The organism is Nocardioides dubius (assembly GCF_039528155.1).
Classification (GTDB): domain Bacteria; phylum Actinomycetota; class Actinomycetes; order Propionibacteriales; family Nocardioidaceae; genus Nocardioides; species Nocardioides dubius.
This window is the reverse complement of sequence record NZ_BAAALG010000006.1, coordinates 179,267-192,786: the sequence shown is the minus strand read 5'-3', so window position 1 is coordinate 192,786 and position 13,520 is coordinate 179,267. Positions and strand designations below refer to the sequence as shown.

Genomic DNA, 13,520 nt, shown 5'->3' with positions numbered 1-13,520 from the left:
TGCGGCTGCTAGCGGGTGACGACGCCGAGGCCCTCGAGTCGCACCGGCTTGCCGTTGGAGGCGACCACGACCTTGACCTTGCCGCTCCAACCGGAGCCGAGCGAGCCGAGGCTGATCACCCGCTTGGAGACGGTGCGGCTGGCGGCGAGCCGGACCGTCTTGAGCAGCCGGGAGCCGGCGTAGACCTTCACCGTGCCGTGGCCGCGGCCCATGCCGGCCACCAGCGCCAGGCGCTTGGCGCCGCGCACGCTGAGGGTGGCCGAGGCGCCCTTCTTCTTGCTGGTCAGCGCCTGGCCGCCGTAGGCAGCCGAGGAGCGGGCCAGCGACCACTTGCCGGAGCGCTTGAAGGCGCGAGCCGCGTGCGGGACGGTCCAGGTGCGCGACGCGCTGTGCCCGCCCGAGCTCGCCTTGAACACGTGGCTGCCCGGCGCGAGGCCGGAGAGCGAGACCTTGCCGTTGCCGCAGGCGCGGGCCCGGCCGTCGAGGGTGCACGACGGGGCGCCCGGAGCGCTCACCGTGAACGCCGCCGAGGTGGTGGCGACGACGGCGTCCTCGCGAGGCCCGCCCGAGATGCTCACCGGGCCCCCCGAGTCACCCGCACCGGCCGCGAAGAGCGGCACGTACGGCGTCACGTAGCTCTTGTCGCCGCCGTGCCCGCCGACCGCGAACGCGATCTGCAGGTGGTCGCCCGACTGGGCGACCGGGCAGGGCTTGCTGCCGTCGCGGCGCGAGAGGCAGGTGGGCGCCTGGGTCGCGGTGCCCTTCAACGGGCGGGTCGCCCGCACCGGGAACTGGAACTCGAAGATCTCGCCCTGGCGCAGTACGAACGGCTCGTCGCCGGTCTGGGTGATCACGTAGCCACCGTTGACGCCGTTGAAGAAGTCCAGCCCACCGGCGCCCAGCGTGCCGCCCTCGGAGGCCTTGTAGACCGCCCACTTCACCGGCTCGTCGACGAACTCGATTCCGGGCGGGGCCAGGATCTCGGGGATGGTGGCGACCTTGCCGCTGCAGGGCAGGCTGATCAGCCCGATGTAGCCGCGGAGGTAGAACTTCTCGCCGACCTTGGGGACCTGGCCGGTGGGCGACATCCAGCCGGTGTTGGCCGACGTGCCGATGCCTGCGGTCTGGGTGGGGCAGCTGATCACGGTGTCCGAGGACGACGTGCCGTCCTGCCATTCGCCGGTGGCGGCGGCACCGGTGGCCGCCGAGGTGGTCGCGGTCAGCATCGGCGTCAGCGCGAGGCTGAGCGCGGCCGCGGTGAGGAGTCGTCTGCGCATGGTTCTACTGCTTTCTCTAGGAGGGGAGGGTCAGCGGGTCGGGGCGGCGAGGCCCTCGATGCGCACCGGGCGCTTCTTGGTGAGCACCTTGATCCGCACGGTGCCGGTGAACGGCGTGCTGAACGCGGTGACGGGGATCAGCTGCTTGCCGACCGAGGTGGAGCGAGCAAGCGAGACCTTCTTGACCAGGCGGCTGCCGGCGTAGATCGCCACCGTGCCGTTCTTCTTGCCGCGCCCTGCCACCAGCATCAGCGAGCGGGCGTTGCGCACGCTGAGGGTGAGGCTGGCGTTGCGCTTCTTGGTGGTCAGCGCGCTGCCGTCGTAGGCGCCCGAGGTGCGGACCAGGCGCCAGCCGGTGCCGCGCTTGAGCGAGGTCGCCCCGAACGGCACCGTCCAGTGGCGGGCGGCGGGGGAGTCGTCGCGGTTGCCGGCCCGGTCGACGGCGGTCGCCGTGAACTCGTGGGTGCCCGAGACGAGGCCGGCGAAGACGGGGCTGCCGCCTGCGCAGTCGTGGGTGACGCCGTCGAAGGTGCACTCCAGGTCGGCGCTGGGGTCGTCGGTGCCGATGGTGAACGCTGCCGCCCGGGAGAGCAGCACGCTTCCGGGCACCGGTCCTCCGCCCAGCGTGGTCTGCGGGGCGGTGGTGTCGATCCGCCAGGTCCAGGTGGACGGCGAGGCGTCGACCCAGGCTCCTTGGCGCGAGCGGACGCTGAAGGTGTGGGTGCCGTCGGTGAGGTTCGCGAAGCGGGCCACGCCGTCAGCCGCGCAGTCCATGGTGACGGCGTCCAGGGTGCAGTCGAACGTGGAGCCGTTGGTCCCGGAGTAGAAGAACTCCGCGTTGCGGCTGGTGCTCACTGCGGGCGGACGGATGAAGAGCGTGGTGTCCACGCTGGAGACGACCGTCTGCTCGGTGGTGCTGAGGTTGCCGGAGGCGTCCTCGGCGCGCACCGAGAAGGTGTAGTGGCCCTCGGGCAGGGTGACCGTGTGCCCCGAGGAGCAGGTGGTGAACGTGGCGGCGCCGAATCGGCACTCCTCGCGCACCGAGTCGTTGCCCTTCCAGGTGAACCGGAAGGTGCCGTCCTTGCTGGTGTCCTGGGTGGCGGCGAGCTCGGTGACGGTGGGGGCGGAGTTGTCGCGGAAGATCGCGACCGGTGCCTTGGTCGAGGTGCCGAAGGCGGTCGAGCCGACGCCGCACTCCTTGATCCCGCTGCGCTCCCGGGTCTGGTCGCAGCCCTGCCAGTCGACGAAGCTCCAGAACGGCGGCGAGGAGGAGGTGGAGGGGCGTAGCCACACCCAGGCCTCCAACGGCTCCTCGTTGCGGACCCGGGCGCAGGTGAGGGTGACCCGGTGGTCCAGGTTCTGCGACTGGTCGCACGAGGTGGCGCCGCCGTCCTCCAGCGAGCCCTCGACCACCCGGACGGTGCCCGAGCCCTTGATCCCGATGGTCACCAGCACCTGGCCGGCCTGGGCCGGGGAGGGGAGGGCGACGATCCCGGCACCCGCGACGACGGCGGTCGCGAGCAACATCCGCAGGCGCCTCATGCGGGCTCCACCTCCGTGCCCAGGTCCGGCAGCGCCAGCCACTGGTCCCAGGAGAGGTCGCGGCCCACGTAGCGCGGGGCGGCCAGCGGCCACTCCTGGGCGATCCAGCGGGGCACGAAGGCATCGAGCTCGGCGGCCAGGTCGGAGCCGACCAGGTTGTCGACCACCCACCAGGAGATGTCGGCGTCGGCGCCGACCTTGGCCGGAGGGTCGATGTAGAGGCAGCCGAGCAGCACGCTCTCGGCGGCGTCGAAGAGCCCGTACAGGAAGGACTCGTGCGCCTCGATCTCGGCGGCGTGGTGGGCGAGGTCGTCGATGTCCGCCTCGCGGGTCAGCTCGACCGGGGGCCAGCCCCAGGCCTGCCCGTAGATGGAGAACAGACGGTCACGCGAGCCGCGGACGGCCGGTAGATCGAGGTCGACGTCGGCCGGCCCCATCGTGCGCAGGTGGTAGCCGGGGGTCAGGGCGACCCGCTCGGGGTGCGCCCAGGTGGGCGGAAGCCAGTTTCGGTTCATGCTGGAACCTTCGCCGCGAGCCCTTGGCGTCGGCTTGGCGTTGCCTTGGAGGTCGGCTCAGGGTTGCTGCACGCCGGCCAGGGCGACCATCTGCGGCAGGCTCAGCGCGGCACCTGCGGCGACGTCGTCGGCGTAGCCGTCCGCGCCGCGCGCGGCGAGCGCCTGGGCTCCGGCCGCCTCGATCAGGCTCTCGTCGGGGCGGTAGTAGCCGTAGACGTTGCCCCCGACGCCGGCCCGCAGCTCGGCGGCGGCGCCGCGCAGCACGCCGACCCGGTCGAGCTGGCCCGACATCGCATCGACGACGGCCAATGCCTCCAGCAGGTAGGCCAGATTGGCGTGGTCGCCGGTCTCCCAGCTGAGCCTCACGCCCTCGGCGATCTGCGCGCGAGCACGGTCGCTCTCGCCCTGGACGACCGAGATCTGCACCGCGGTGAACAGCGCGATGTAGACGGCCAGCGGGTCGTCGCGCTCCCGGCCGGCAGCGAGCGCCAGGTCGACCAGCGTCCCGGCCTCGGCGGGGCGTCCGCGCAGCAGCTCGACGGTGCCGAGCCAGACATGGGAGAGGGTCCACAGCCACTCGCCGCCCAGCCCGGCCTGCTCGCACAGGTCGATGGTGCGCTGGTGGATCGCGGCGGCGGCGTCGAGGTCGTCGCGGGCCAGGGCGATCAGGCCGGTGCCGCCGACGGCGTAGGGCAGGCCCTCGGCGTCCCCGATCCGCTCGGCCAGCTCGGCCGCGCTGTCCCAGGCGCCGGCACCCTCCAGGTCGCCCTGGGCGAAGGCGAGCGCACCGACGACGGCTCCGGCGCGCACCCGGACCAGGTCGGCCACCGGCGCGTCGAGCACCTGCTGCATCAGCCGGCGTCCCTCGCGCAGGGTGCCGCGCACCCACCAGAAGAGCCACAGGTGCCAGCCCAGCCAGCCGCCGGCGTCGGCCTGGCCGGAGCGCAGCGACCACTCGATCGCGGCGACCAGGTTGGCCTGGTCGGCCTCGAGCGCGGTCAGGGTGGCGGCGGTCCCCTTGCCGCGCAGCGACGGCTCATAGCGTGAGGCGACGGCGGCGAAGAAGGAGAGGTGCGCGTTGCGGGCGCTGCGCTCCTCGTCCTCGGCCAGCCGGGTCAGCGCGTACTGCGCCACCGGCTCCAGGAGCCGGAACCGGGGGCCGCTCGCGGTGTGGTCGGCGACCACCAGCGACTGGGTGACCAGTCCCTCGACGACGGCGAAGACCTCGCCCGGAGCGACCACCGGGTCGAGGACGGCGGTGGCGGCCTCGATGGTGAAGCCGCCGGTGAAGACGGCGAGCCGGGGGAAGGCCTGCTGCTCGGTGGGGCTGAGCAGGGCGAAGCTCCAGTCGATCGCGGCGCGCATGGTGCGTTGCCGTGGCGGCAGGTCACGGGCGCCCTCGGCGGCCATCACCTCGCCGAGGCGCTCCAGGATCGTGGCCGGGGTCAGCAGCCGGGTCCGGGCGGCCGCGAGCTCGATCGCCAGCGGGATGCCGGAGAGGCGTTGGCACAGCTGCTGGACCGCGGGGTCGTCGGGGCTCAGGTCCAGCCCGGGGCGGACGGCGGCGGCGCGGGTGAGGAAGAGGTCGGTCGACGTCGGCAGGTCGAGCGGGGTGAGCGGGAACAGCACCTCGCCGCGCACCTGCAGCGGGATCCGGCTGGTGACCAGCAGCCGCAGGCCCGGGCAGGCGGCCGCCAGGGTGGCCAGCTCGGGCCACGCGTCGAGGAGGTGCTCGGCGTTGTCGAGCAGGAGCAGCTGCTGCCGGTCGCGGAAGAGCTCCAGCAGCGCGCCGAACGGGTCGCCGCCCTCCGCGACCCCGACCGCGCGGGCGATGGCCGGGATCACCGCGTCGGGGGTGGTCAGTGGGGCGAGCGGGACCAGGGTGCTGCCCGAGGAGAAGGAGTCGGCCGCCCGCTCGGCCACGGCCAGGGCGAGCCGGGTCTTGCCGCAGCCGCCGACGCCGGTGATGGTGACCAGGCGGCTGGTGGGCTGCTGGAGCAGGTCGACGAGGTAGGCGACGTCGCGCTCGCGGCCGAGCAGTGCGCCGAGCAGGTCGGTGGCGGGCAGGTTGGAGACCGGGCGCGGCGGTGCCGGGGGCTCGGGAGTGGGGGTGGCGGCCGGTGTCTCCGCGGCGGGTCGCAGGTCCGGGTCGTGCTGCAGGATCCGTTGGTGCATCCGGCGCAGCGGCGGGCCGGGGTCGACGCCGAGCTCCTCGCCGAGCAGCACCCGGACCCGCTCGAACTCGACCAGGGCGTCGGCCTGACGGCCGCCCAGGTAGAGCGCGCGCATCAGCTCCTCGCGCAGCGACTCGCGCATCGGGTGCTCGTCGACCAGGGCTTGCAGCCGGGTGATCGCGGCCTGGGGTGCGCCGAGGCGCAGGTCGAGGTCGGCGGCGAGCTCCTCGCCGGTCAGTCGCAGGCCTTCCAGGCGCGAGGCCTCGGTGCGGGCGAACTGCTGGGGCACGTCGGCGAACGGGGTGCCCTGCCAGTTGGCGAGGGCGGTGACCACCTCGCGGTGGGCCTCGGCGGCACCGAGGTGGCCGGCGGTGAAGCGGGTGCGGGCGCTCGCCAGCCCGTCCTTGAGCCGGGCCACGTCGACGGCACCGGGCTCCAGGGCGAGCAGGTAGCCGGGCGGGGCGGTCCGGATCTCGGCTGCCACCTGTGCCTCGCGGAAGCGCGCCCGGAGCCGGGAGATCACGGCCTGCAGGCTGGAGACGGTGCCGCCGCGGGCGGTCTCCCCCCAGACCCGGGCCAGCAGGGTGTCCACCGAGACCGGTCGGCCGACGTCGACGGCGAGCGCAGCCAGCACCTCGCGGTGGCGGGGCGAGCCGATGTCGACCGGGTGGCCGTCGGCGCCGAGCACGGTGACCGGGCCGAGCAGGCGCAGCACCAGCTCGTCCTCGGGTTGCGCCATGCGCGGGAGTCTAGGGCCCGCCACCGACCGCGCGCACCGGTATTCCCGGGGGTGGAACGCTCAGGCGCTCAGGTCGGCGGCGCCGAGACGGGCCAGCCCGTCCTCGATCACCGCACGCTCCTTGCAGAACGCCCACCGCACCAGGTGCCGGCCGGCCTGCTGGTCGTCGTAGAACCCCTGTGCCGGGATCGCGACCACCCCGGCACGCTCGGGCAGCGCCAGGCAGAAGGCGCGACCGTCGTCCCAGCCGAGCCGGCGCACGTCGGTGAGCGCGAAGTAGGTGCCCTGCGGGACCCGGACGTCGATGCCGAGCCCGGCGAGGCCGGTGCAGAGCAGGTCGCGGCGCTCGGCGAGGTCGGTGGCGAGGTCGGCGTAGAACCCGGCCTGCTCGTCGAGGGCATGCGCGATCGCCGGCTGCAGCGGGCTTCCGCTGGTGAAGGTGAGCCACTGCTTGGCGCCGAGGACCGCCTCGATCAGCTGCGAGGGTCCGCTCGCCCAGCCCACCTTCCAGCCGGTGAGCGAGAACATCTTGCCGGCGCTGGAGAGGGTGACGGTGCGCTCGAACATGCCGGGCAGGGTGCAGAGCGGGATGTGCTCGGCGTCGTCGAAGACCAGGTGCTCGTAGACCTCGTCGGTGATCACCACCAGGTCGCGCTCGATCGCGACGTCGGCGATCGCCTGGAGCTCGTCGCGGGTGAGCACGGTGCCGGTGGGGTTGTGCGGGGTGTTGACCAGCAGCACCCGGGTGCGCTCGTTGACGGCGGCACGCAGCGCGTCGAGGTCGAGCCGGAAGTCGGGTGCGTGCAGGGTGACCGGGCGCCGGACGCCGCCGGCGAAGGCGATCATCGCCAGGTAGGAGTCGTAGTAGGGCTCCAGCACGACCACCTCGTCGCCCGGGTCGACCAGGCCGAGCAGGGCGGCGGCGATGCCCTCGGTGGCGCCGGTGGTGACCACCACCTCGTGGTCCGGATCGAGGCTCAGCCCGTAGTGCCGGTACTGGTGGCGGGCGATCGCTGCCCGGAGCTCGGCGACGCCGGGGCCGGGCGCGTACTGGTTGCGGCCACCGCGTAGGGCGGCGACCGCCTGCTCGATCACCGGGGCGGGGCCGTCGACGTCCGGGAAGCCCTGGCCGAGGTTGATCGCGCCGGTGCGCAGGGCGAGTGCGGACATCTCGGTGAACACGGTGGGTGGGATGCCGTCCAGGCGGCGAGCGTGACCTGCCATGTCGCTAGACACTAGTAGGCGACAATGAGCCGGTGGGTCTGAACCGAAGGCGCGCCAAGCGCGGGTGGAGCTGGTGGCTGGGTCTGGCGATGGTGCTCAGCGGACTCAGCGTCCTCGGCTGGGCGGCGTGGCAGTTCTGGGGCACGAACTGGATGTCGCAGCGCACCCACGACCGGATCGTGTCCGAGGTCGAGCGCCAGTGGCAGGCCGACCCGCAGGCGCTGGAGCCGGTGCAGGTGCCGGAGGGTGACGTGCAGGCGCTGATCCGGGTGCCGCGCTTCGGCGACGACTATGTGGTGCCGGTGCTCGAGGGGACCAGCGACGGCGTGCTCTCGGCGGGGTTCGGACACTTCACCGGCAGTGCGCTGCCGGGGGAGAAGGGCAACTATGCGGTGGCCGCGCACCGGGTCACCCACGGGGAGCCGTTGCGGGCGATGCCGGACCTGGAGATCGGCGACGAGGTGATCGTGGAGACCCGCGAGGCCACCTACACCTACGAGCTGCTCACCGGCGGCAACGACCTCGAGGTCACCTTCCGCGACACCTGGGTGGTCGACGAGCTGCCGACGAACCCGAAGGAAGGCGGGGTGCAGCCGCCGCAGAAGAAGGGGCAGCGGCTGTTGACGCTGACCACCTGCGCCGAGCTGTTCCACACCGACAACCGGCTGATCGCCTTCGCCACGCTGGTGGACACCGAGCCGCGGGTCTGAGGCAGCGCTCGGCGGTCTGCGCCGGGGTCAGTTGTCGCGGTCGGTGCGGTCGTCGATCCGGTCGACGACCTCCTCGATCCGATCGCCGACGGCGTCGGTGACGTCGTCGACCATGGCGAGCGCTGCCTTGCGGTGGCGCCACCACTCGAGCACCATCGGCAGCACCGAGACGAAGACGATCACCAGGATCGCGGCCTCGATGTTGTGCTGCAGGAACTCGATGCCGCCGAGGAAGTAGCCGAGCAGGGTGAGGCCGGTCGCCCAGAGCACCGCGCCGACCGCGGACCAGACGAAGAAGTGGCGGCGGTTCATCTTGCCGACGCCGGCGACCAGGGTGATGAAGGTGCGCACGATCGGCACGAAGCGGCCCAGGATGAGCGCCTTGGCGCCGTGCTTGTCGAAGAACTCCTCGGTCTTGGTGAAGTACTCCGGCTTGAGGAACCGGCCACGACGCTCGTAGATCTTCGGGCCGAGGAAGCGGCCGATCTCATAGCCCGCCACGTTGCCGAGGAAGGCGGCGATGGAGAGGGCGATGCAGGCGGTGACGATGTTGACGTCGATGCCCGCCTCGCCGGCACCGGCGCGGTGGATGAACAGGCCGACGCTGAAGAGCAGGGAGTCGCCGGGCAGGATCGGGAAGAGGAGCCCGCACTCGACGAAGACGATCGCGATGCTGATCCAGAACATCTCCTGGCCGAACCGCTCGAGGAGCCATTCGGGGTCCATCCAGTTCAGGCCGAGCAGGAGGGGATGCAGCACGTCGATAAGCACGGGGTAACCCTACGGGGGAGGTGGTACCTGCGCAGATGGCGTCGTGAACCCATGTCCGCGAGGTGCTCAGCGGGCGCGCCGCAGCCTCCGGAGACCGGTGGGTTCCGGAGGTGACGCTGCCGTTCAGTCGAGTTGGAGGGTGCCGAGTGCGGTGACGAGCCAGGTGTGGCCGTGCTTGTTGTGCCAGGTGTAGGTGCCGTCTCGGTTGCGGCGATACCTCCAGCCGGCGAAGGTCTTGGCGAGGTGGTGACGCCGGCACAGCGGCGCGAGGTTCTCGGGGTTCGTCTGGCCGGGTGGGCCCGTCTCGTCGTAGGCCGTGATGTGGTCGAGGTCCGCGTCGGCTGAGGATCGGGTGCAGTGCGGGAAGACGCAGCGCGGGTCGCGGAGCCGGACTTGGTCGGCCATCCAAACCGGTGGGTCGTGTCGGTCGACGGTGCCGGTGCGGTTGAGGTCGATGACCGGGGTGATGCTGGCGATGGAGCCGTGGCGTTGGAGCCAGTCGGTGAGCTGCTCGATGAGGATGGGGCCTAGGCGGTCGGTGTCGGCGAGGGTGAGGTCGTCGGGGCCGAAGAGGTCGGCGAGGGTGGTGTGCACGAAGACCCGCAGCCCGCGTCGGGGGCGGGCAGGTGCCGACGCCGCTTCCGATGCGCCTTCGTAGTCGAACGTGCCCTGCGTTTCGGCGATGCTCCCGAGCGCCTTGGCCTTGCGTTGTTCGATCGTGTCGGTGTCGCCGGCTGCCTTCAATCGGGCGGCTTCTTCGCAGATCAGGTCGTAGAACCGGGACAGATCGAGTGAATCGCCCACTACGTCAAGGGTGGAGGTGCCGGACGCGGTGCCCTCCGGACCCGTCTGGTGGGTCAGCGTCACATCCCAGTCGGCCTTGGTGAGTGGGCCGGTCTTGTCGCGGATCAGCTCCGGGTGGAACTTCGCCACCGCCATCGCCAGCACCCGCTCGATGGTGGGCCAGCCGTAGCGGCCACCACGCTCCAGCTCATCGTCGAACCAAGCAGCTGCCTCGGCCGACACCTTCCGGGTGACTTCGGCAACGCGGCGGGCCTTCCACCCCGGCACCTCCAACGCCTCGACCTGGGCCCAGAGCCTCGGCAGCCGGTGGTGCAGGTCCAAGGCGGCAGCCAGCATCGCCATCGCGGAGTAGCGGGTGAGACCGGAGGCGGCCGCGAACTCCTCGACCGCGAACGCCGCCACCGCAGGAGTTCCGTCCCCGCCGAGCAGGTCATCGAGCTCGAGCGATGCGAGGGCTGGGTCGTCCGACCACGAGGCCGGGTTGCCGCCGTCCACAACCGGGTTGAGCACGCACCACTGGTGCGCCAACCGCAGCTCCCGACGCGCGGTGACCAAGGCCCGTCCACGCCCCTCCGAGATCACCGTCAGCAAGCACCCCGCGTCGAGGTCCGTGACCTCAAAGGGGGTGTGCGTGGCGTCGATCTCGATCATGGAATCAGCACACCAGAGACCCCCGACACATCACGCGCAGCGCGTCCGCGGGCCCCGTCGCGACCCGCCTGCAGACCGCACGACTAGCGTTCAGAGCGTGAACGAGGAGCGCGCGCCGTACGACCCGATGCCCCACGGGCCGCCCGAGGTAGGGGTCGGGCCGTGGCCGGGCGGGCGTGATGCGTGGCCGGACGACGAGCGCTACGACGTCGCGCTGCTGGCCGAGGGCGACCGCCGCAACGTCGTCGACCGCTACCGGTACTGGACGATGGAGGCGATCGTCGCCGACCTCGACACCCGCCGTCACGACTTCCATGTCGCCATCGAGAACTGGCAGCACGACTTCAACATCGGCACCATCGTGCGGACGGCGAACGCGTTCCTGGCCGCCGAGGTGCACATCGTCGGCAACCGGCGCTGGAACAAGCGCGGCGCGATGGTCACCGACCGCTACCAGCACCTGCGCCACCACTCCGGCCCCGAGGAGCTCGCCGACTACCTGCACGAGCGGGGCGTGCGCCTGCTCGGCATCGACAACCTCCCGGGCTCGGAGCATCTGGAGACGATGGAGATGCCGCGCAAGGTCTGCTTCCTCTTCGGCCAGGAGGGCCCTGGCCTCTCCGAGCGAGCCCGCGAGGTCGTCGACGGCACCTTCTCCATCGCCCAGTTCGGCTCCACCCGGTCGATCAACGCCAGCGCGGCCGGCGCGATCGCCATGCACTCGTGGATCCGCACCCATGCCGACCTCTCCACCGACGCCGCCTGGCGCGGCTGACACCCCAATGTGACCTGTCGGCGCGGTTCGCCGTCGAAACCGAACGCTGAGGTCACATGGAGCGGGGGGCACCACTAGGCTGGGGCCGCTGTCTGCCGTGTCCTGAGGAGATCTGATGCCCATCGCCACCCCCGAGCGCTATGCCGAGATGCTCGATGCTGCCAAGGCGAACTCGTTCGCCTACCCCGCCATCAACGTCTCCTCCTCGCAGACGCTGAACGCGGCGCTGCAGGGCTTCGCGGACGCCGGCTCGGACGGCATCATTCAGGTCTCCACCGGTGGCGCCGAGTACCTGTCCGGCCCCTCGGTCAAGGACATGATCAGCGGCTCGGTGGCGTTCGCCGCCTACGCCGCGGAGGTCGCCAAGAACTACCCGGTGAACATCGCGCTGCACACCGACCACTGCCCCAAGGAAAAGCTGGACACCTTCGTCCGGCCGCTGCTCGCCATCTCGGCCGAGCGCGTCGCCCGCGGCGAGGCCCCGCTCTTCCAGTCGCACATGTGGGACGGCTCCGCAGTGCCGCTGGAGGAGAACCTGCACATCGCCGAGGAGCTGCTGGCCGCCTGCGCCGCGGCGAACGTGATCCTCGAGATCGAGGTCGGCGTGGTGGGCGGCGAGGAGGACGGCGTCGTCGCCGAGATCGACGAGAAGCTGTACACCACCCCCGCCGACGCGCTGGCCACCGTGCGCGCCCTCGGCACCGGTGAGCGCGGCCGCTACATGACCGCCCTCACCTTCGGCAACGTGCACGGCGTCTACAAGCCGGGCAACGTGAAGCTCCGCCCGCAGATCCTGCGCGACGCCCAGGACGCCGTCGTCGCCGAGCTGGGCCTGGCGGCCGGCAGCAAGCCGTTCGACCTGGTCTTCCACGGCGGCTCCGGCTCCACCGCCGAGGAGATCGCGGCATCCGTCGACTTCGGCGTGGTGAAGATGAACATCGACACCGACACCCAGTACGCCTTCACCCGCCCGGCCGCGGCGCACATGTTCGCCAACTACGACGGCGTGCTGAAGGTCGACGGCGAGGTCGGCAACAAGAAGGCCTACGACCCGCGCGCCTGGGGCAAGGCCGCCGAGGCCGGCATGGCCGCCCGGATCGTCGAGGCCTGCCAGAACCTCCGCTCGGCGGGCACCACCCTCGGCGTCTGATCCAGGCCCAGCTCCGCGCGAACGGCCGGTGACCTCTGCGGAGGGCGCCGGCCGTTCGGCATCTCCGCCTCCCGCCCCAACCTCCGGGCCGAAGCGCGCGGAGGGAAGGGTGGCGATCATTGGTAGGTGAGCGGCACGAACTCCCGGGCAAGTACGGCTCCCTGCTCCGCCGTCGGCGGCGCTTCGCCCACCCACGTCAGGGCAGCCAATGAGCCATCGGTGGTGACAGCGCACATCGTGTAGCTCTCGCCGCCGGACGACCCCGCGCCGCAGCGCAGGGCACCGGGGAGGTCGCCGCCCGTGTCGAAGCTCTGGGTCGTCGTCACGCCGGCGCCAGCCATCATGTCCCGGGCGGCGTCTGCCGCTGAGGACCCGTCGGGGTTGCCGTTGATGCCGACGAACTGGAGGACCACGCCTGGCCATTCCCGGTGCTCATAGAAGGCCCCGGTCACCTGGACGTCGAACTCCTCCGCGATGGTGGTCTTCTGCTGTGCCAGCTCCGTGTCCCGGGCTTCGAGTCGGGTCCAATCGCCCTGCGTCCCGAGGAACGCCGCCATGTCGGGGGCGTCGCGCTCGGCCCGGAGAGTGTCTGCCCGGTCGCGGATGTCGGAGAGGTTGAGCAGGATGCCCAAGGCTCCCGCGACCCCGAGCGCGATCAGCGGGTAGCGCCACGAGGGCCAGCGCTGGTCTGCCGACCTGGCCCCGAGAGCGGCCGCGAGGAAGCCGGCGAACGCCGGCACGAGTTGGCGGCCCATCGTGTAGGAGACCGGATCTGCGGGGACCGCCCAGTGCCCGAGCGCGGTGAGCGCCGCCGTGGCGGCGAGCGCCCACGGCAATGCCCGGAGGAACGGATGCGGATTGGCCCTGATGGTCACCCGCAGAGGCTAGTCACTTCGAGACCCTGCCGGGTGCCCTTTGTGGGCGTTGGGGGATTGACGCCCGGGCTGAAGGAGGGCGGCGGTGCACGGACCGCTGCCCTCTGCCATCCTGGGCCACCTGCACTGGCGCCGCGCACCATGAAGCGGATCTTTCACCCCTGGCTCCGATCGAGCGAGGTGCTACGCCAGGGCCGCCGTCGCGTCACCGCGCGGTGCGTCGTCCGGGGTGAGCTGCGCGGGCCATGGGCCCGATCGCCTACGTTCTGGTCGCTCGGCTGCCGGGTCGTTGCCGCGTTCCTGTACCGTCATA

General features: G+C 71.8%; 11 protein-coding genes. 3 read left to right on the top strand and 8 right to left on the bottom strand.

Going from position 1 to position 13,520, the window contains the following annotated elements; translation table 11 throughout:
• Window positions 1-8: 8 nt before the first annotated feature.
• Genes ABD151_RS08345 through ABD151_RS08325 form a run of 5 tightly spaced genes read right to left on the bottom strand, consistent with a single transcriptional unit; the run spans window position 9 to window position 7,471 of the window.
• On the bottom strand, window positions 9-1,277 hold the full coding sequence (locus tag ABD151_RS08345) for a hypothetical protein (RefSeq protein WP_343993215.1): 1,269 nt from the start codon (window positions 1,275-1,277) through the stop codon (window positions 9-11).
• A 30-nt stretch (window positions 1,278-1,307) separates the two neighbouring features.
• The gene (locus ABD151_RS08340) at window positions 1,308-2,804 is read right to left on the bottom strand and encodes a hypothetical protein (protein WP_343993214.1); all 1,497 of its coding nucleotides are present in this window, start codon (window positions 2,802-2,804) and stop codon (window positions 1,308-1,310) included.
• An 11-nt stretch (window positions 2,805-2,815) separates the two neighbouring features.
• Window positions 2,816-3,334: a hypothetical protein gene (locus tag ABD151_RS08335; protein WP_343993213.1), complete on the bottom strand. Its 519-nt coding sequence runs from the start codon at window positions 3,332-3,334 to the stop codon at window positions 2,816-2,818.
• 57 nt (window positions 3,335-3,391) lie between these two features.
• Window positions 3,392-6,247, bottom strand: coding sequence for an AfsR/SARP family transcriptional regulator (locus ABD151_RS08330; protein ID WP_343993211.1), 2,856 nt, complete (start codon window positions 6,245-6,247; stop codon window positions 3,392-3,394).
• 60 nt (window positions 6,248-6,307) lie between these two features.
• A complete protein-coding gene (locus tag ABD151_RS08325; protein WP_343993209.1) occupies window positions 6,308-7,471 on the bottom strand; it encodes a pyridoxal phosphate-dependent aminotransferase in 1,164 nt (387 codons plus the stop codon).
• Between the two features lie 32 nt (window positions 7,472-7,503).
• Between ABD151_RS08325 and ABD151_RS08320 the strand changes: the two genes are divergently transcribed.
• Window positions 7,504-8,181: a class E sortase gene (locus ABD151_RS08320; RefSeq protein WP_343993207.1), complete on the top strand. Its 678-nt coding sequence runs from the start codon at window positions 7,504-7,506 to the stop codon at window positions 8,179-8,181.
• A 27-nt stretch (window positions 8,182-8,208) separates the two neighbouring features.
• Here ABD151_RS08320 and ABD151_RS08315 read toward each other — a convergent pair whose 3' ends face one another.
• Window positions 8,209-8,952 (bottom strand): DedA family protein, encoded by a 744-nt coding sequence (locus tag ABD151_RS08315; protein WP_343993205.1) that lies wholly within the window; start codon window positions 8,950-8,952, stop codon window positions 8,209-8,211.
• Window positions 8,953-9,075: 123 nt separating this feature from the next.
• Window positions 9,076-10,407 (bottom strand): HNH endonuclease signature motif containing protein, encoded by a 1,332-nt coding sequence (locus ABD151_RS08310; RefSeq protein ID WP_343993203.1) that lies wholly within the window; start codon window positions 10,405-10,407, stop codon window positions 9,076-9,078.
• Between the two features lie 127 nt (window positions 10,408-10,534).
• Between ABD151_RS08310 and ABD151_RS08305 the strand changes: the two genes are divergently transcribed.
• Together ABD151_RS08305 and fbaA are read left to right on the top strand one after the other, a co-directional pair.
• Entirely contained in the window at window positions 10,535-11,182 is a 648-nt protein-coding gene (locus ABD151_RS08305; RefSeq protein WP_343993392.1) for a TrmH family RNA methyltransferase, read from the top strand.
• Window positions 11,183-11,297: 115 nt separating this feature from the next.
• Entirely contained in the window at window positions 11,298-12,332 is a 1,035-nt protein-coding gene (fbaA, locus tag ABD151_RS08300) for a class II fructose-bisphosphate aldolase (RefSeq protein ID WP_343993201.1), read from the top strand.
• Between the two features lie 116 nt (window positions 12,333-12,448).
• Here fbaA and ABD151_RS08295 read toward each other — a convergent pair whose 3' ends face one another.
• The gene (locus tag ABD151_RS08295) at window positions 12,449-13,207 is read right to left on the bottom strand and encodes a hypothetical protein (RefSeq protein WP_343993199.1); all 759 of its coding nucleotides are present in this window, start codon (window positions 13,205-13,207) and stop codon (window positions 12,449-12,451) included.
• Window positions 13,208-13,520 lie beyond the last annotated feature (313 nt).